A 17740-nucleotide genomic window follows, 5' to 3' on the forward strand; every position below is an offset into this window, starting at 1 on the left:
GCGCCGTTCTTCTAAGGGAGGAATGCATGGCTGAACGGGTGATCTCCGTGTCCGGCGCGCCGTACGACGGGCATAGCAGAGAGGCCGCACTGGAGAGCGCGGCAACCCTCGGGTTCACGCATTTCGAGCCGGCCTTTATCGTTGGATATACAGAACCCTTTGACGAGACCGCCTTCAAAGCTTCCGAGATGACCAGTTGGCGCAGCGCGCTTAGGTCTTCGGGGCTCTTGTGTCATGCAATGTCGTCGCACATCGACCTCGGTTTCGAAGATTCGGTCGAAGTGTTCACGGGCCGCATGGCATTCGCCGCGGCGATTGGAGCCAAGGTTATTGCGACCAACGCGGCCGCCCGACAAAGAGAGGCAACATTCCGTCGCAACGTCGAAACCATACTGAGAAGAGCGGAAGCCTTCGATATCATCGTTGGCCTGGAAAACCCAGGAGACGGCAGCGATAGCCTGATCAACACCGCGCGAGACGGTATTTCTCTTGTTGAGGAATTCGGATCGCCCTTTCTAAAGCTAAATTACGACGCCGCAAACACAGCGTCACATCGACCGGACATGGACGATCTCGCAGGTGATGGAATCCTGGCGCTGCCGGAATCGGCGCACGCCCATATCAAGGATGTCCGTGAAACCGACGAAGGTTGGTTTTTCTGCGATATCGGCGACGGCAAGGTCGGGTGCGAGCGCCTCCTGGCTGCAATCGCAAAGCTCGACAGCCTCCCGGTCAGTATTGAACTTCCCTTGAGACTGCATCGCAATCGGCAGGCGCAGCCCGTTCGTCGCCAAGATCCCGTGCCGCTGTCATCGATCGAGGACTCGCTGGCTCGGTCGCTCAAGGTCGTCCGGCGAGCGCTCAACGACAATCTATGACCGTGTCTGGAGGAGGACGCAGTGCAACGTTTTGTAAACAACCGCGATGAGGTCGTGGAAGATACCATCAAGGGCTTTGTGAAGGCACACCGAGACATCGTGCGCCTCGCCGAAAACCAACGCGTGGTGACGGCGATTGACCGGCCCGCGCAAGGAAAAGTGGGTGTCGTAACTGGAGGTGGCTCCGGACACGAGCCTGCCTTCATTGGCTATATAGGCCGCAACATGCTTGACGCGGTCGCGGTCGGCGAGCTGTTTTCGTCGCCAACGGCCAAGAGCTTTCAGGATGCCATACGCGAAGCGAATGGTGGGAAAGGGGTCGTTGTCCTCTACGGAAATTATGCCGGAGACAACATGAACGTGAAGATGGCGATGAAGCTCGCCGCAAAGGACGGCATCGAGGTTGCCACGGTCGTTGCAACCGACGACGTATGCTCCGCCCCCGCGGAGGAGCAGGCGAAGCGCCGAGGCGTTGCCGGAGAGATCTTCATGTGGAAGGTGGGCGGAGCGAAAGCGTCGATGGGCGCCAGCCTATCCGAGGTTCGTGACGCAGCGCAGAAGGCCATCGACAATTGCCGCTCGGTCGGTGTCGGATTGGGGCCGTGCACTCTTCCAGCGGTCGGACATCCGAACTTCCAGATCGAGCCTGGCACCATTGAAGTCGGTATCGGCCATCACGGCGAGCCGGGCGTGCGAGTAGAAGCGCTCAAGAGCGCATCAGAGGTCGCCAAGGATATGTGCCAGATCGTGCTGGATGACCATGATCTCGGCTCGGGGACAGAAGTGGCCGTACTGGTATCTGGCCTTGGCGCGACACCGCTGAACGAACTTTACATTCTCTTCGACACAGTCGAGGAGGAAATCTCCGGCCGCGGCCTCAGGATCCACAAAGCGTATGTTGGTAACTACTTCACGTCTCTTGAGATGGTTGGAGCGACTTTGACGGTCATGGCGCTCGATGAAGAGCTAAAGTCGCTACTGGAGGTCGAGGTTCGCTGCGCCGCGACACTTTAAGGAGGGAACAATGCAAAAAATGAATAACTCGGCAGCCGGAGAAATCGTAGTCTCCATGGCAAGAGCGATCATCGACAACCGCGCCTACCTCAGCGAGATCGACGGCAAGATTGGCGACGGCGATCACGGAATAAATATGGCGAAAGGTTTCGGTTTAGTGGCCGACCGGATACGCGGCAAGGAGCTATCGCTCGCAAAAGCGCTTGAGACCCTGGGAACAGTCCTGATGACCGAGATCGGCGGATCTATGGGTCCGCTTTACGGTGTGATGTTCACCGAGTTTGCCCAGCAGATCGATCAGGTCGACCAGATCGACAGCAAGACGTTCAGCCGAATGCTGCATGCTGGCTTGACGGGTATTCAAGAAATTGGTTCGGCCAAAGTCGGCGACAAGACATTGCTTGACACGTTGGTGCCTGCTGTTGAAGCTTTTGACAAAGCGACATCAGAAGGAAAATCCTTCGACGAGGCATTGGAACTCCTCGTTGCGGCAGCCGAAAGTGGCCGCGATTCGACGGTGAACTTGATCGCACGGATCGGCCGAGCCAGCAGGCTGGGCGAACGATCGCTCGGCGTGCTGGATGCTGGTGCGACGTCTTGCGCGCTGATCCTCAAGGAGTTGTCTGAGGGAACCCGTGATAGGCTTCAATAGTGTCATCGCTTCTTGAGCGTGATCATACTGAGAACCGAAGTGATGCCGAGCTTAAGGGGAAGCCAATCCAGAGTGCCGCTCGGTTATTGATGTGAAACGCGCCGCGATAGAAATCCGGCAACACTCCTCCGTGTGCCGCCCGAGGGTGGACACCCGCTTTCGCGGCCATTCGGGAATCAAATTTAGTGGACAGATTGGGTCGGCGGCGAACTATGCATTCGGTCTCCGGGCACCATCGCTCTCGCTTGCAGGGTCGGGTTCCGCAAACCGCGAAAGGCACGACTCATCGCAACTTAGGCGGTGCCACGACTGAAGCTGACGCGACATTCGGTCACGCGGCGACGCAGAGTCCTTCGCTCAGCTAACACCTGACCCGCTAAATCGAAGACACGAGTAATCGGCCTGGGGGAGCGACGACCTGGCACGAAGCTCGAAAATCGTGCGTCAAACGGTGGCCCAAACGGAAGCAAGCCAATCCCGCTCTTTACCGATGGCGTCCTGGCCGGTTCCGGATCTTCCACGATCAACCCGCGAGGGGTCCGCTAGCAAGCTGCGGCCGCTTCCGCTTTGCGTCGCGGTGATCGCGCCCGGACCCGTGCCTTTGGAGGAGCCATCGAGCGGGAATTGGCCCGCTCCCGAAGGAGCCTCTCAAATGTCGCACGATCTCTCTCTCGCCCAGTCCCACGCCTTCCAGCTCTCCCGTGACCTGATGGTACCGGTCACCCTTTTCGAAGTTGACGGCGAATATGGCGTCATTCCTTCCGATGAGATCGACGCCGACGACGATCTGGCGATCGTGCATGAGTACATGCCTTGGCCGGCTCATTGAGCCGGCACCGCCGGGGCGTGCCCCTTGCGAGCGGCGGGCCGCAAGGGAAGCTTCGCCGCGGCCAATTTCAGCTTGCATGATCCGACAATTGCGCGCCGCGCCCTTGCGGCCTTTGCTCTTTGGGGCCTGCCGAAAGGGGTCGGGTGAACCGACGGGCAAGGAAGGGCTATGGAGGCCGATCGCCGGGCGATCGGAAGGAAAAATGAAGAGAAGAGAAATAGAAGCGTTGCGCGAGCAGGTCAGATGTGCGGCGGTGCTTGAGCATGCCGGGTTTGCAATAGACGCGAAGGAAAGCACACGGCGGGCAGTCAAATTCCGCCGCGGCGGTGAGATCATCATCGTCACCTATGAAGGGCGTGGTTGGTTCGATCCTCTTTCCGAGGCGAAGGGCGATGTGTTCCGGCTCGTAGAGCATCTCGATCGGGTCGGTTTTCTCGAAGGCGTAGAACGGGTCGCGGCTCTCGTAGGGTTTCAGATCACGGAGCCGGAGTGGCAGCCGGCGAAAGATGGCGAGAGATGCGACCTGTCTCTTCCCGATCGTTGGCGGTCCCGCCGGCGACCTTGGCCGGGTTCCTCGACATGGCGATACCTCAGTGGCGAGCGCCACGTGCCAACTTACGTGCTGCGAGCGGCGATCAAAAGTGACATCCTGCGCGAAGGTCCGCAAGGCAGCATGTGGGCGGCGCACCGGGACCAGGCCGGAGTCTTGACCGGCTGGGAAGCGCGGGGTCCGCAATACCGGGGTTTTGCATCCGGAGGAGCCAAGGTCCTTTTCCGCTTCGGTTCCGACAGCCCATTGCGTCTTGCGGTCACGGAGGCCGCAATCGATGCCATGAGCCTCGCTGCGATCGAAGGTTTACGGCACGGCACGCTTTATCTCAGCACTGGCGGTGGATGGTCGCCAACCACGGAGGCGGCGTTGCGGGATTTGGCTGGAAAGCCCGGCGTCCAGATGGCTGCGGCGACGGACTCCAATCCGCAGGGCGACATGTTTGCCGAACGGCTGCGGACGCTTGCCGACGATGCAGGTTGCGACTGGACGCGACTTCGGCCGTCCCGGGAGGATTGGAACGAAACCCTGAAGGTCAGGGAAAGGGAAAAGAGGGAAAGGACGGAAGGAGGAGGCGTGCCGCATGCGCGCCGCCGGCATCAAGGGAAGCTTCGCCCGGCGGAGCCGGCCCTTGACCCCGACGGTCGCGATGCCGGCGGCAGCCAAGGGGTCATGAAGGACTGAAGAGGAAGGCAAGGTCGAGAGGACAGTGCCGCGCTTCGGCCCGAAACCTCCGAAGGAGCTGCAGATGAACCCCTCTCCCGCAATCCGAAAAGTCTTCCAAGGCGTCGCAAGCCGACCGCAGATGTTCCGCATGTTCGACCGTCATCTCCTGCGGCCCAACCGTTGGGGAGACGACGCAACGCCGCTCTATAACGGCGAATGGTTCGAGATCGGCGAGGCCGAGCACGACTACATGTTCGAAATCCTGCCGCCGCTCTGGATCCGCGGTTCGATGTTCGCAATGCGCGAGTTCCTGACCGGCTCGGTGACATCAGTGTTCTTCGCGCTCCGGATCGACGAGGCGATCCGCAATTTTCACGGCTATTGCGACCTTGCCGATCAAGCCTCCGTCGAGACCATGCGCGTCTCGATTGTCGAGCGCGAAAGCCGCCCGGTCCGGACCATGACGCGCGAGGAACGCCTCGAGCATATCTGGAGCAGTACGGCGGACGATTATCGCGGCTATGCGGGCGAGCGCTGGCCAGAGGCCTCGCGCCGCAAACGCACCCTGATGATCTACGGCGGTAAAGGCGGCACTGTTCTAAAGCTGCTGGAAGACCTCAGCGAGAACGAGATCGCCGCCAAGCTGCCGGTACAACTGCGCCACCTCCCCTCGCCGATCGCGGCTTGAGAGTTTCCGCTTGTATCCGTGCGCGAAGCAATCGCGCTCGGCCGACCGTAGCCGCGCAGCCCATGCAGGCGGCCCCCCTCCACCCCTTCGCGTTCCTCGACTGTCGCTTGCGGCGGATCGATGACGCTCGCTTACAAGGAACTTTCGATGAGCAACGATCCCTTCACCCTCGATATGTTTGGTAGCAGCGCTTTGTCATCAGGACTCGGTCTTGGCGTCACCGCGTTCGGCGGTTTTGCCGCCAACGACGACGAGTCCGACCCGACCCCGCCCTCTCCTGCGCCGGCGCGGGCTCTGCCGGCGACCAACCGGCCGGTCCCGCGAAAGCAAGGGCAGCGCGCCAACTTCTATCTCGACGACGGCGACCGCGATCTCGCCGCGACCTGGAAGGAGCGGGCACGCATCAATGTCGTGGCCATCCTCACCGCCAACGAAATCGAGAAGATGAACCTGCCGGCGACCCCAGCCGCGCAGGCGAGGCTGATCCGCTTCACTGGTTTCGGCGCCGGTGAGCTTGCGAATGGCATATTCCGGCGGCCGGGGGAAACTGACTTCCGGGCAGGCTGGGACGATCTCGGCAACTCGCTGGAGACAGCGGTCAGCGAGGGCGAATACGCGTCGCTCGCCCGTTGCACCCAATATGCCCACTTCACCCCCGAATTCGTCATTCGGGCAATCTGGATGGGCATTCAACGTCTCGGCTGGCGCGGCGGCCGCGTGCTGGAGCCGGGTATCGGCACCGGGCTCTTTCCTGCGCTGATGCCGAAACAATATCGCGAACTGACCTACGTCACCGGTGTCGAACTCGATCCCGTCACGGCCCGCATCGCGAAACTGCTGCAGCCGAAGGCGCGCATCGTCAACGGCGATTTCGTACGCACCGACCTCAATGCGATCTACGATCTTGCCATCGGCAACCCGCCCTTCTCCGATCGGACGGTTCGCTCCGACCGGCAATATCGTTCGCTCGGTCTTCGGCTGCACGATTACTTCATCGCCCGATCGATCGATCTCCTGAAACCCGGCGCCCTCGCCGCCTTCGTCACCAGCGCCGGCACGATGGACAAGGCGGATGGCACCGCCCGCGAGCATATTGCCAAGTCCGCGGACCTGATTGCCGCGATCCGACTGCCCGAAGGCAGTTTTCGGCGGGACGCCGGAACGGACGTCGTGGTCGACATCCTCTTCTTCCGCAAGCGCAAGGCCGTCGAACCGGAGGGTGATCTTTCGTGGCTCGACCTTGAAGAAGTCCGACCGGCTGTCGAGGACGAGGGGGTGATCCGCGTAAACCGCTGGTTCGCGCAGCATCCGGAGTTCGTGCTCGGCGATCATGCCCTGACCTGCGGTCCCTTCGGGGACACCTATACGTGCCGGCCCCGCGCCGACGAGGAACTCGGCGTGGCACTGACGGAAGCCGTCACGCTTCTTCCCGAAGGCCTTTATGACGGCGAGCCGACCGCCATCGACATCGATCTGGAGGATGAGCTTGCCGAGATCGTCGATCTCAGTCCCGACAATGCCAAGGTGCGCGAGGGCAGCTATTTTGTAGACGTCAGACATGGTCTGATGCAGATCGTCGACGGCAAACCCGTTCCGGTTCATGTGCGCAAGGCGCGCAGCGGCGCGGGAATTTCGGAAAAGCACGTCCGGATCATCCGCAAACTGATCCCGATCCGCGAGGCCGTGCGTGACGTCCTGAAAGCCCAGGAACTGGACCGGCCGTGGCGCGAGCTGCAGGTACGGCTGCGCATCGCCTGGTCGAACTTCGTGCGCGATTTCGGCCCGATCAACCACACCACTGTCTCGATCATCGAGGATGAGACGACGGGCGAGGTTCGTGAGAACCATCGCCAGCCGAACCTTCTGCCATTCCGCGACGATCCGGACTGCTGGCTGGTCGCCTCCATCGAGGACTATGACCTCGAAACCGACACCGCACGGCCAGGGCCGATTTTCTCAGAACGCGTCATTGCGCCCCCTTCCCCGCCCGTCATCACCTCCGCAGCCGATGCCTTGGCCGTCGTCCTCAACGAGCGCGGGCGCGTCGACCTCGATCATATCGCCGAGCTTCTCCATTGCGACACGGATGCGGTTCTCGATGCGCTCGGTGACGCAATCTTTCGTGATCCGGCTGACGGCTCCTGGCAGACCGCGGACGCCTATCTCTCCGGCGCAGTGCGCACCAAACTTGCTGCCGCGGAAGCCGCGGCCGGCCTCGATGCTGTCTATGAGCGCAATGTCCGTGCGCTGCAGGCGGTGCAGCCCGCCGACCTTCGCCCGTCGGATATTACCGCTCGGCTGGGCGCGCCCTGGATCCCGGCAGCCGATATCGTCGACTTTATCCACGAGACGATGGGTGCGGAGATCAGGATCCATCACATGCCGGAACTTGGCTCATGGACCGTCGAGGCGAGGCAGCTCGGATGGACGGCCGCCGGCACATCCGAGTGGGGCACCGACCGACGCCACGCTGGCGAGTTACTGGCCGATGCGCTGAACAGCCGCGTGCCGCAGATCTTCGACGTCTTCAAGGATGCGGACGGCGAGCGGCGCGTACTAAACGTCGTCGATACCGAAGCCGCGCGCGACAAGCTGCAGAAGATCAAGACGGCCTTCCAGAACTGGGTGTGGACCGACCCAGATCGCACCGACCGGCTGGCGCGGGTCTATAACGACCGCTTCAACAACATCGCGCCGCGAACATTCGACGGCTCCCATCTCATGCTTCCCGGCGCCTCTGGCGCCTTTGTTCTTTATGGGCATCAGAAGCGTGGCATCTGGCGCATCATCTCGTCGGGCTCGACCTATCTTGCGCACGCCGTCGGTGCCGGCAAGACGATGACGATGGCGGCCGCCATTATGGAACAGCGCCGGCTCGGGCTGATCGCCAAGGCGATGCTCGTCGTGCCCGGCCATTGCCTGGCACAGGCCGCGCGTGAATTTCTGGCGCTCTACCCGAATGCGCGCATCCTCGTCGCCGACGAAACGAATTTCACTAAAGACAAGCGCGCCCGTTTCCTATCGCGCGCGGCGACCGCGATCTGGGACGCGATCATCATCACCCATTCGGCATTCCGGTTCATCGCTGTCCCGTCATTGTTCGAGCAACAGATGATCCAGGACGAGCTGCAGCTCTACGAGGATCTGCTGACCAAGGTCGACAGCGAGGACCGTGTCTCTCGCAAGCGGCTGGAGCGGCTTAAGGAAGGGCTCAAAGAACGACTGGAGGCGTTATCCACCCGCAAGGACGACCCGTTGACCATTTCCGAAATCGGCGTCGACCAGATTATCGTCGACGAGGCGCAGGAATTCCGCAAGCTTTCCTTCGCCACCAACATGTCGACCTTGAAAGGCATCGATCCGAATGGATCGCAGCGTGCCTGGGACCTCTACGTGAAGTCCCGCTTCATCGAGACGAAGAACCCCGGCCGGGCTCTGGTTCTGGCTTCGGGGACGCCGATCACCAACACGCTCGGCGAGATGTTCTCGGGCCAACGCCTGCTCGGCCACGCGGCGCTGGCCGAACGCGGGCTGCATGAATTCGACGCCTGGGCCTCGACCTTCGGTGACACGACGACGGAACTGGAGATCCAGCCGTCCGGCAAATACAAACCCGTCAGCCGCTTTGCCTCCTTCGTCAACGTGCCGGAACTGATCGCGATGTTCCGCAGCTTTGCCGACGTGGTGATGCCTGAGGATCTTCGCGGATACGTCAAGGTGCCTGAAATCTCGACTGGTCGGCGGCAGATCCTGACGGCCAAGCCGACCCAGGCCTTCAAGAATTACCAGACGATCCTCGATGCCCGCATCAAGGCGATCGAGATGCGCGAGGGACCGGCGCATCCCGGCGACGACATCCTTCTCTCCGTCATCACCGACGGTCGCCATGCCGCCATAGATCTCCGCCTGGTCGACGCGGACAATGACAACGAGCCGGACAACAAGCTCAACCTGCTGGTCCAGAACGCTTTCCGCATCTGGCAGGAGACCGCGCAAAGCACGTATCTGCGCCCCGACGGCAAGCCTTACGATCTGCCGGGTGCGGCGCAGATGATCTTTTCGGATCTCGGCACTATCAATGTCGAGAGAAGCAGGGGCTTTTCCGCCTACCGCTGGATCAGGGACGAGCTCGTCCGCATGGGCGTTCAGGCATCCGAGATCGCCTTCATGCAGGACTATAAGAAGTCGGAGGCCAAGCAGCGCCTGTTCGCCGACGTCCGCGCCGGCAAGGTCCGCTTCCTGATCGGCTCGTCGGACACGATGGGGACCGGCGTCAATGCGCAGCTTCGCCTAAAGGCGTTGCATCATCTCGACGTCCCGTGGCTGCCCTCGCAGATCGAACAGCGCGAGGGCCGGATCGTGCGCCAGGGCAATCAGCATGACGAGGTCGATATCTTCGCCTATGCCACCCAAGGTTCGCTCGATGCCTCGATGTGGCAGAACAACGAACGCAAGGCGCGCTTTATCGCGGCCGCTTTGTCCGGCGACACCTCGATCCGGCGGCTGGAGGATCTCGGTGAAGGGGCGGCCAATCAGTTCGCCATGGCCAAGGCAATTGCGAGTGGCGACGAGCGCCTGATGCAGAAGGCAGGGCTGGAAGCAGATATCGCTCGCCTCGAACGGCTGCGCGCCGCCCATGACGACGATCAATATGCGGTGCGCCGGCAGATCCGCGACGCGGAACGCGATATCGAGATTTCGGAGCGGCGGATGGCGGAAATCGGCAAGGACATTGAGCGCCTTGTTCCGACAGCGGCCGACGCCTTTGCCTTGACTGTCGTCGGCGAGGCTTTCAACGAACGGAAAGCCGCCGGTCGCGCCTTGATGAGGGAAATTCTCACCCTTGTTCAGCTCCAGCAGGAAAATAAGAGCGTCATCGCCTCGATCGGAGGCTTCAATCTCGTCTATTCCGGCGAGCGGATCGGCAGGGACGATGGGTATCGCTACGCGACCCTTCTCCAGCGCACTGGTGCCGATTACGAAATCGATCTGGCGTTGACCATGACGCCGCTTGGCGCCATCTCCCGCCTCGAGCACGCGCTCGGCGGTTTTGACGAGGAACAGGAACGCTATCGCCATCGCCTGCATGACGCCCAGCGGCGTCTCGCCTCCTACCGCTCGCGCGAGGGCGGCCTGTTTGCATTTTCCGAAGAACTCGCCGAGAAGCGTCGGCAACTGCGGGACGTCGATCAGACATTGGCAGCCGTGGCATGTGAGTAGGGTTTGGCCGACTCGGAAGCGGCCTAGGTCCGACGCCATTTGCCGGACCTGTGTCCGCTCGGGTTTTGGAAGCACTGCAGCATTCACATGGCTGCAGTGCACAAAAAGTGTTTTCCAAGTGGTCAAAAATCGAGCATAGTGCACACAGCTGATGCACATGGCGGCTTTCCTCCCAGTTCCGCCGCAGCAGCTGTTCCCCTCTGGAGGTTTATTGACCTTCACACTTCATGGGCCGCGGTTTCCGCTGGCCCATTTTTTTCTGCCATCTTATCCCGATCGACATCCAGTCGCGTGCAAGCGGATGCGTTTTGCAGGCCGGCACGTCAGCCGCCGAAATGAAAAGCAGGCAAGGGAGAAAAGAAGGAAGAGGGAGATGAACCGGTCGCAGAGCAGTTCGCCGGTCGCCGCTGACGCTCAACCGCCGCCTCCGCATCCCGGCCACTCGTCCTTCGCAGGGCTGTCAGCCCCGCTCGTCCTTCGCGGCAGCAATGCTCGGCCGCAGTTGCACCCGGCCGCCCGCTCCGCGGTCCGGGAACTGTCTTCGAAACGAATGAAGATGCGAGAAGGGCAGGCAGAGGGCCGTGTCCAATCCCCGAGAAGGAGCATCCCATGCAACTGATGAAGGTCGATCCGCGTGCGCTGAAGGACAACCCCGACAACACGCGTCAGTCGAAGTCGACGCCGCAGGCCGACGCCCTGCTTTTGGCGACGATCAAGGCCGTCGGCGTGATCCAGCCGCCGGTCATTTTCCCGGAAGCCGGCGGCAACGGCTACGTCATCGAAGCCGGTCACCGGCGCACGCGCATGGCGATCGCCGCCGGTATTGAGGAAATCGACGTGATCGTCGTCGAGGCAGCCAACGACAACGGCGCCATGCGCTCGATGGTCGAGAACATCGCGCGCGAACCGTTGAACCCCGTCGACCAATGGCGGGGCATCGAGCGGCTGGTCGCGCTCGGCTGGACAGAGGAGGCGATCGCCGTGGCGCTCGCGCTTCCCGTCCGCCAGATCCGCAAGCTCCGTCTGCTTGCCAACGTGCTGCCCTCCATGCTCGACCAGATGGCGAAGGGCGATATGCCGAACGAGCAGCAGCTGAGGACGATCGCGGCCGCATCGTCCGAAGAGCAGAAAGAGGTCTGGAAAGCCCATAAGCCGAAGAAGGGCGACACGGCGGCCTGGTGGCAGATCGCCAACGGCCTCTCGAAAACCCGTATGTATGCTCGCGATGCAAGCTTCGGCGACGATCTTCGCGTGGCATACGGTATCGAGTGGGCCGAGGACCTATTCGGCCCGGCCGATGAGGACAATCGCTACACCACCAATGTCGAAGCCTTTCTTGGCGCACAGCAGGAGTGGATGACGAGCAACCTTCCGAAGAAGGGCGCCATCGTCGAGGTCAACAATTGGGGCCAGCCGGAACTGCCGAAGAAGGCCGAACGCATCTACGGCAAGCCGGCCAAGGGCGATTGCACCGCGATGTATCTCGATCGCGACGGCAAGGTGCAGAGCGTCCACTACCGGATGCCGGAGGCGAGGAAAACCGAAGGGCGATCCGGTCCCGCCGGTGACGCTTCGACGGGGGCCGATGACAATACTGATGCCGTCGGGAAGACCAGGCATGAGGTCACGCAGAAGGGCCAGGATATGATCGGTGATTTCCGTACCGATGCGCTGCATGAGGCGCTGGCCCGCGCGCCGATCGAGGACGACATGCTGATGGCACTCCTGGTGATGGCCTTCGCTGGCACCAATGTTCGAGTCGATTCCGGCGCCAACGACACCGTGTTCGGGTCGAAGCGTTTCCAGCGTCATGTCGCGCGCCTCTATTCCGCAGACGGACGCTTGTCGTTCGACATGGACAGCGTGCGTGTTGCCGCCCGCTCCGTTCTCATCGACGTGCTCTCATGCCGGCGCGGCATGTCGAACAGTGGCGTCGTCTCGCGCATTGCCGGTGATGCGATCGGCGCGGACGGTTTCCTTCCGAACATGGGAACGGAGGATTTCCTCTTGTGCCTGTCGCGTCAGGCGCTCGAAGCCGCAGCCAAGTCGGTCAATCTCGTCCCGCGGGCGCGGGTCCGCGAAACCCGCGCAGCACTCGTCGATTACTTCGCGACCGATGCTGCCTTCGTCCTTCCGGCCGCGCTGTTTGCGCCTGACCCGAAGGACATCACAGATCTCATGAAGCACACCGATGATGTCGCGGGCGACGACAGCGACGGCGCTGAGGGCGAGAGCATCGGAGTCGACGGGCTCGATCCGACGGCGACGGGACATGACGATCCCGTCGCCGACTCGATGAGTGATGCCGCCTCCGACGAGGAGGAAACCGCCTTCGGGATCGCGGCGGAATAGCCGCCGTCCCGTCAATCTCCGCTTGATCTTCCGCCGCCGGTCCTCCCGGCGGCGGTTTCGTTTCCACCACCCGCAAAAACTTGAAGGAGGATGCGATGTCCGCGTCTCTGATTTATGATCTTGCCCCGATCGGCTCCATCGTCGCCTGGTCGGATGGTAGCCCACGACCGCCCGAGCGCCACAAGAAGAAACTGTCAGCTTGGCAAACGCGCAATAGCCAGGGTCGGCTGATCCGCAAGGAAGGAAAGCGCGGCGTCGGCGCCACCAGTCTGACACCGTGTTTCACGCTGCATGAAGGCGAGCTCGGCGCAAATGGCATCATCGCCATCCGTATCCACCGGACCTTCTCGCTCGATAGCGGCCTGGCGTTCAAAGTTGTCGAGCGTCCGGCGCTTGGATCTGTTCGCATCTTTGATCGCCCGGGCGTCAATGCCGAACTCGTCCACCTGGCAGCCCATCGGCAGGCGGCCGTGGAATGGCTCACCCGGCACGGCTATCCGCATGCCGTTCTCTCTGAGGTGACTGCCGACGAGGTCGCCGCCGATCATATCGAGGGGAGGACTGCAGCATGACTATGCTTCCTTCGCAATCCTCCGAAGGCTCCGCCCCTGACGCGTCAGGGGTGGAGTTCGGCAGAAGCGCCGACGACATGGCTGTTGCGCGTGTGGGCGATCTCGTCTTCGCCATGGTTCCCGCCGGGGATGGCCAGTATTTGCTTGCCAGTGCTTGGCGCGCGTCACGGCCGCTTGCCGAACTGAAGCGCGATGATTTCTATTCGTACCACGGCTCTGTCGAGGGCGAAGCCGCGTTCCGTAACCGCATGATCGAACAGGCCGGGCACAGCCGCGAACTGCGGCTACTATCCCGCCAGCCCGTCCGGGTGACCTGCAGCACCCCATGGGGGCCGTCGCAGGGCGCCACCGTCTACGCCGACGGAATCGTGTGCCATACGACGGCAGGTCATGGTGGCTTCAGGCTCTCCGACGCCCGCAATGCCAAGGTCCACTCGATGCTTAGGATAGATGGCGGCTGGTATGAAGAGGACGCCGCCTGGGCAATCGTTGCGCTGACCTTTCCGGACCTGTTCACGACCTATGAGCGCAAGTGCGCCGACAAGACGATCCGCGACAGTTGGCCGGATGCCTGGGAAACGATCTTCAGTCGGTCGCTCGCTCCGGCCGAGTCTTACGAGAGGGACGCCCAGGCGTTCGCACGGGAACATGCCGGCGACTGGATCGTCACCGCGGCTCTTCGTTCGGACCGTCACCCTGGTATGACCGAGGTGATCGCTACCATCGGCGGCGTGCGCGGCGAGCATGCGCAAGAGCGTCGCTTTCTGGTGCCGAGCGACGAATACGCGGTCGGCGGCTTCGGCTTCGTCATCGATGAGACGCGGCATGCCGCCTATGAGGGTCTCTCCAGCTTTGTCGCTTGGCGCGAGAGGACGGCATGATGTCCAATTCCGAGCAACGCGCCGCGCAGTTTACCAGAATGGAATCGGCACGGCGGCAGACGCAGCACCAGCTTGATCTGATCGACCGGCAGATCATGCGACGCATGACTACGATCATTCCCCAGCTTGGTCGCCGTCACTCCGGATATCGTCGCGGCAAGGCGCCGGAGCCAGGCGCCTTCCTCGAACGCTACCGGGTCAATCTGGCAGCGATCACCGCCGAGCGTCAGCCGGAAATCGATGCGCTTTCGAGAAAACTCGCCCGACAGGATGCGGCAATCGCGGCGCTGCGGGCGAGAGCCGGGTCCGACGGCACAGTCGTGGCCGCTACCGGTCCGGGAGGCAGGACGCCATGAGCACGATCGGAGACCTGGAGCGAAGAGCAGGCATCGGCGTATCACCGGCGGAGCGCACCGCTTTCTGGCTGCAGTTCCATCACCTCGAAGGCGAAGCCTGCCTCAATGCCGGTGTCGCGGAACTCAGGCGGTTGATCGCTCTAAGGGAAGCACCGGCGGATCCCAGACCAAAAACGCGCACCGTCAGTCGCACACGCGAAACGCTGCCGCCTTTGACGCCGGAACAGGAAGCAGCACTTCAGGCCTATGCCGCCAGGCATGGAAGGCGCTGGAAATCGATCCTCAACAACGCCTGGCTGGGCGGGCCGCCGTATGATGACGGCGGTCTGCTTCGTGGACTTCGCAACTCGCACGGTCCCACCTGGCTACAATCCTACCGGTTGCCGAAGCCGGCCAAGCGATAGGTCGAGCGCTTGACGTCGGTGAGCTGGAAAGGCTCAGGCAAGCGGGCGGGCCTGTCGTTTCGTTCGAGGACATCATAGTCCCGCGCCTTGCCGGATCGCCCTTCGGTTTTGCTGCGGTCTGAACCGGCGGCCGTGCGCTTCAAGGCCGCTGTCGCGCCGCGGGGCGGCCGGACCCCGCCGACCTTCACGGAGCAGGCTTCGCGTGCTCTATCGAGGGCAGTTTGCCCTCTTCGCCCGCAAACCGGCTCCGCTCGTCCAGGCAGGACCGGACCCTGAAACGCCCGCCTTCCGCCGGTTCGGGATGACCGCACCGAAGGGCAAGCCGGCATGGGCCGGAGCCCGTTCGGACGACCTCGAAAGGAACGATCATGGCCAAGCCCGCACCCTCCTCTCGCCAATCCGCCCGCGTTGTGCAACTGCGCAAGGGCGCCACCATCGAAATGGTCCGGCTGACATGCCCCGACGCCAGCCAGGCCCTAAAGATCGCCGAGAGTTTCGGCACCGCGGTCATCGACAGCGACGGCATCCGCGACCTGCATGAACGCCTCGTCATCGAGACCGCCGATGCGCTCGGAGTCGGCCTGGGCGACAAGGCCATGCAGATTCATCTGCAGCGGATCGTCGGCGCCTTCGTCGGCTCGGCCCATGGCGCCGGGCAGTTCTATAGCCGCGCTGTCACCGAGGCGCGCGATGCCACGGCAAAGGCCGCAAACGATGCCCGCGACGAGGACCTCGACGGTCCGGTCGGCTATGACAGCGCCGCCCAGCGCAAGCGCGAGTTCGCCGCCGACATGGGCATCCAGGCCCATTCGCTGAGAATGGCAGCCGAAGGCGCCGTCGCGGCCTATGCCCAGGTGATCGGCGAGACCTGGAAGCCGTTCGACCGGCCGGTCGAGCAGCCGGGTCATTCGCTGGGCCGCAAGGCCGCCGAAGCGCAGATCTCGGCCTTCGACTAGGCCATGCCGGCGGGGCTCCGGCCCCGCCTTCGATAAACGCGAGAACGGCCGGTTCCCTGGCGGAGCCGGCCGTTTTCGTGTCGCTGACGGGGCCAAGAGGGAAACGGAAATCTGGCAGATGGCACGTCCGTTGCGGCCCGTCCCGCTTGTCGGGTCTGCAGGAGCTGCCGGCAGATGCAACGGCTCAGCCGTCCTCCACTTAAGTTCCGGCCGTTCCGGTGCATCGGCCGGCTGATCGGCTCCTGCCTTCTGCCCTCCGCAACGGGCCGCGACGGGCGCGGCCTCAAAACGGAGGCTTGAAGATGAGCAGTACGGAGAAACAACGGGTCGATATTTATACACGCATCACTGACAGAATCGTTGAGGATCTGGCGAAGGGCGTGCGGCCGTGGATGAAGCCATGGAACGCCGAGAACACCACCGGCCGTATTACCCGGCCGCTGCGTCATAACGGCCAGCCCTATTCCGGCGTCAACGTGCTGCTTCTCTGGTCGGAGGGAACCGCCCGGGGATATACGTCATCCACGTGGATGACGTTCAAGCAGGCACTCGAACTGGGTGCTGCCGTCCGCAAGGGCGAGACCGGGGCGACGGTCGTCTTCGCCAGCCGTTTCACCAAGTCCGAAACCGACGGAAATGGCAGCGAGGTCGAGCGGGAGATCCCTTTCCTGAAGGCCTACAGTGTCTTCAACGTCGAACAGATCGGTGGACTTCCCGACCAGTATCGTCGCCAGCCGACGCCTGGTCCGGATCCGGTCGAGCGCATCGAGCATGCCGACCGGTTCTTTCGCAACACGGGTGCCGTGATCCGCCACGGTGGCAACCAGGCCTTCTTTGCGCCGGCCGCTGACATCATTCAGATGCCGCCCTTTGAAAGCTTCAAGGACGCGGCCAGCTATTATGCGATTCTGAGTCACGAGGCGACGCACTGGACGGCGCCGGCGCATCGCCTCGGCCGCGACCTCAGCCGCTATGCCAAGGACAAATCCGAGCGGGCGCGAGAGGAACTGATTGCCGAACTCGGCAGCTGCTTTCTGTGCGCCGACCTCGGCATTGCTCCCGAGCTCGAGCCCCGTCCCGATCACGCCTCGTACCTCGGCTCCTGGCTCAAGGTCCTGAGCGACGACAGGCGGGCGATCTTCCAGGCGGCGGCGCATGCGCAACGGGCCGTCAGTTTCCTGCATGGCCTGCAGCCCGAAACCGCCGACGAGCGGCTCGCGGCCTGAGGACCATCAGCGTCGGTCGTTGGTCTCGCCAGCGGCCGGCACCTGATCAGGCTTCGACGCGGAGAGCGTGTCGGGATCAGCCGTAAGGTCCAGTTTGCCCCAGATCGAGGATTTCCGGTCGGTCGGCTTGAGCTTCCGGGACGGCTTGATTTCGACGACAAACGGCTTTGGCTGCTGACGCATAGATCCTCCAGGCGACGATTCGCGAGCACGACGATAGCCCGAAGAACGGCCAAAGCAACGCCCTGGTTCGGCTGTTCCCGGACGTCTGATTTTGACATGTGGACGGGGCGGCAGGTCCACCGTTGCAGGGATCCGGCAGGCAGTCGGGGCGCAGCTGCCATCGCCATATCCCCTTGGCCCTGGAGCCGAGCCTCGTCCTTCGCGGGCTCGATGAGGCTTGTCTGATCGAAAACCGGCTTCGCCTCGATCGTCCTCCCGCAACGGCCTTCCAAAACTTTCTTCCCCTGAGCGCGATGCGCCCATTTCTCGCGGA

General features: G+C 62.6%; 15 protein-coding genes. 14 read left to right on the forward strand and 1 reads right to left on the reverse strand.

All coding sequences use genetic code 11. The features are described 5' to 3' along the window. The first annotated feature begins 26 nt into the window (after window positions 1-26). The 14 genes from GGI60_RS27165 to GGI60_RS27230 all read left to right on the forward strand — a co-directional run bounded on the left by GGI60_RS27165 (window position 27) and on the right by GGI60_RS27230 (window position 17244). Window positions 27-878, forward strand: a complete 852-nt coding sequence (locus GGI60_RS27165; RefSeq protein ID WP_088395866.1) for a sugar phosphate isomerase/epimerase family protein — start codon at window positions 27-29, stop codon at window positions 876-878. A 21-nt stretch (window positions 879-899) separates the two neighbouring features. Then, the gene (locus tag GGI60_RS27170; protein WP_040114043.1) at window positions 900-1892 is read left to right on the forward strand and encodes a dihydroxyacetone kinase subunit DhaK; all 993 of its coding nucleotides are present in this window, start codon (window positions 900-902) and stop codon (window positions 1890-1892) included. 10 nt (window positions 1893-1902) lie between these two features. Beyond that, entirely contained in the window at window positions 1903-2544 is a 642-nt protein-coding gene (gene dhaL / locus GGI60_RS27175; RefSeq protein WP_088395868.1) for a dihydroxyacetone kinase subunit DhaL, read from the forward strand. A 652-nt stretch (window positions 2545-3196) separates the two neighbouring features. Further along, complete coding sequence (locus GGI60_RS27180; protein ID WP_170961508.1) at window positions 3197-3373, forward strand: hypothetical protein; 177 nt, start codon at window positions 3197-3199, stop codon at window positions 3371-3373. Window positions 3374-3575: 202 nt separating this feature from the next. After that, window positions 3576-4607, forward strand: coding sequence for a DUF3991 and toprim domain-containing protein (locus GGI60_RS27185; protein ID WP_088395869.1), 1032 nt, complete (start codon window positions 3576-3578; stop codon window positions 4605-4607). 64 nt (window positions 4608-4671) lie between these two features. Continuing rightward, window positions 4672-5277, forward strand: a complete 606-nt coding sequence (locus tag GGI60_RS27190; protein ID WP_183934901.1) for a DUF1419 domain-containing protein — start codon at window positions 4672-4674, stop codon at window positions 5275-5277. A gap of 147 nt (window positions 5278-5424) precedes the next feature. Then, window positions 5425-10497 carry a helicase-related protein gene (locus GGI60_RS27195; RefSeq protein ID WP_183934902.1) on the forward strand — a complete coding sequence of 1691 codons (5073 nt, stop codon included), beginning with the start codon at window positions 5425-5427 and terminating at the stop codon, window positions 10495-10497. 609 nt (window positions 10498-11106) lie between these two features. After that, on the forward strand, window positions 11107-12849 hold the full coding sequence (locus tag GGI60_RS27200) for a ParB N-terminal domain-containing protein (protein ID WP_183934903.1): 1743 nt from the start codon (window positions 11107-11109) through the stop codon (window positions 12847-12849). A gap of 95 nt (window positions 12850-12944) precedes the next feature. Continuing rightward, on the forward strand, window positions 12945-13421 hold the full coding sequence (locus tag GGI60_RS27205; protein WP_183934904.1) for a hypothetical protein: 477 nt from the start codon (window positions 12945-12947) through the stop codon (window positions 13419-13421). Continuing rightward, window positions 13418-14302: a DUF7007 domain-containing protein gene (locus tag GGI60_RS27210; RefSeq protein ID WP_183934905.1), complete on the forward strand. Its 885-nt coding sequence runs from the start codon at window positions 13418-13420 to the stop codon at window positions 14300-14302. The genes GGI60_RS27205 and GGI60_RS27210 overlap by 4 nt, the downstream gene beginning before the upstream one ends. Next, a complete protein-coding gene (locus tag GGI60_RS27215) occupies window positions 14299-14658 on the forward strand; it encodes a hypothetical protein (protein ID WP_409527282.1) in 360 nt (119 codons plus the stop codon). The genes GGI60_RS27210 and GGI60_RS27215 overlap by 4 nt, the downstream gene beginning before the upstream one ends. Beyond that, the gene (locus tag GGI60_RS27220) at window positions 14655-15062 is read left to right on the forward strand and encodes a hypothetical protein (RefSeq protein WP_183934906.1); all 408 of its coding nucleotides are present in this window, start codon (window positions 14655-14657) and stop codon (window positions 15060-15062) included. Before GGI60_RS27215 ends, GGI60_RS27220 begins: the two co-directional genes overlap by 4 nt. A 368-nt stretch (window positions 15063-15430) precedes the next feature. Continuing rightward, entirely contained in the window at window positions 15431-16018 is a 588-nt protein-coding gene (locus GGI60_RS27225; protein WP_183934907.1) for a hypothetical protein, read from the forward strand. A gap of 302 nt (window positions 16019-16320) precedes the next feature. Then, the gene (locus GGI60_RS27230) at window positions 16321-17244 is read left to right on the forward strand and encodes an ArdC family protein (RefSeq protein WP_183934908.1); all 924 of its coding nucleotides are present in this window, start codon (window positions 16321-16323) and stop codon (window positions 17242-17244) included. A 6-nt stretch (window positions 17245-17250) separates the two neighbouring features. On the opposite strand, the gene GGI60_RS27235 is transcribed toward GGI60_RS27230, so the two are convergent. Further along, entirely contained in the window at window positions 17251-17427 is a 177-nt protein-coding gene (locus GGI60_RS27235; protein ID WP_183934909.1) for a hypothetical protein, read from the reverse strand. Window positions 17428-17740 lie beyond the last annotated feature (313 nt).

Source organism: Rhizobium lentis, assembly GCF_014200175.1.
Classification (GTDB): domain Bacteria; phylum Pseudomonadota; class Alphaproteobacteria; order Rhizobiales; family Rhizobiaceae; genus Rhizobium; species Rhizobium mulingense.

Coding starts and splice junctions, on each gene's coding strand:
- GGI60_RS27165 (WP_088395866.1), top strand. CDS start 27: ATGGCTGAACGGGTGATCTCCGTGTCCGGCGCGCCGTACGACGGGCAT.
- dhaL (WP_088395868.1), top strand. CDS start 1,903: ATGCAAAAAATGAATAACTCGGCAGCCGGAGAAATCGTAGTCTCCATG.
- GGI60_RS27180 (WP_170961508.1), top strand. CDS start 3,197: ATGTCGCACGATCTCTCTCTCGCCCAGTCCCACGCCTTCCAGCTCTCC.
- GGI60_RS27185 (WP_088395869.1), top strand. CDS start 3,576: ATGAAGAGAAGAGAAATAGAAGCGTTGCGCGAGCAGGTCAGATGTGCG.
- GGI60_RS27190 (WP_183934901.1), top strand. CDS start 4,672: ATGAACCCCTCTCCCGCAATCCGAAAAGTCTTCCAAGGCGTCGCAAGC.
- GGI60_RS27195 (WP_183934902.1), top strand. CDS start 5,425: ATGAGCAACGATCCCTTCACCCTCGATATGTTTGGTAGCAGCGCTTTG.
- GGI60_RS27200 (WP_183934903.1), top strand. CDS start 11,107: ATGCAACTGATGAAGGTCGATCCGCGTGCGCTGAAGGACAACCCCGAC.
- GGI60_RS27205 (WP_183934904.1), top strand. CDS start 12,945: ATGTCCGCGTCTCTGATTTATGATCTTGCCCCGATCGGCTCCATCGTC.
- GGI60_RS27210 (WP_183934905.1), top strand. CDS start 13,418: ATGACTATGCTTCCTTCGCAATCCTCCGAAGGCTCCGCCCCTGACGCG.
- GGI60_RS27215 (WP_409527282.1), top strand. CDS start 14,299: ATGATGTCCAATTCCGAGCAACGCGCCGCGCAGTTTACCAGAATGGAA.
- GGI60_RS27220 (WP_183934906.1), top strand. CDS start 14,655: ATGAGCACGATCGGAGACCTGGAGCGAAGAGCAGGCATCGGCGTATCA.
- GGI60_RS27225 (WP_183934907.1), top strand. CDS start 15,431: ATGGCCAAGCCCGCACCCTCCTCTCGCCAATCCGCCCGCGTTGTGCAA.
- GGI60_RS27230 (WP_183934908.1), top strand. CDS start 16,321: ATGAGCAGTACGGAGAAACAACGGGTCGATATTTATACACGCATCACT.
- GGI60_RS27235 (WP_183934909.1), bottom strand. CDS start 17,427: ATGCGTCAGCAGCCAAAGCCGTTTGTCGTCGAAATCAAGCCGTCCCGG.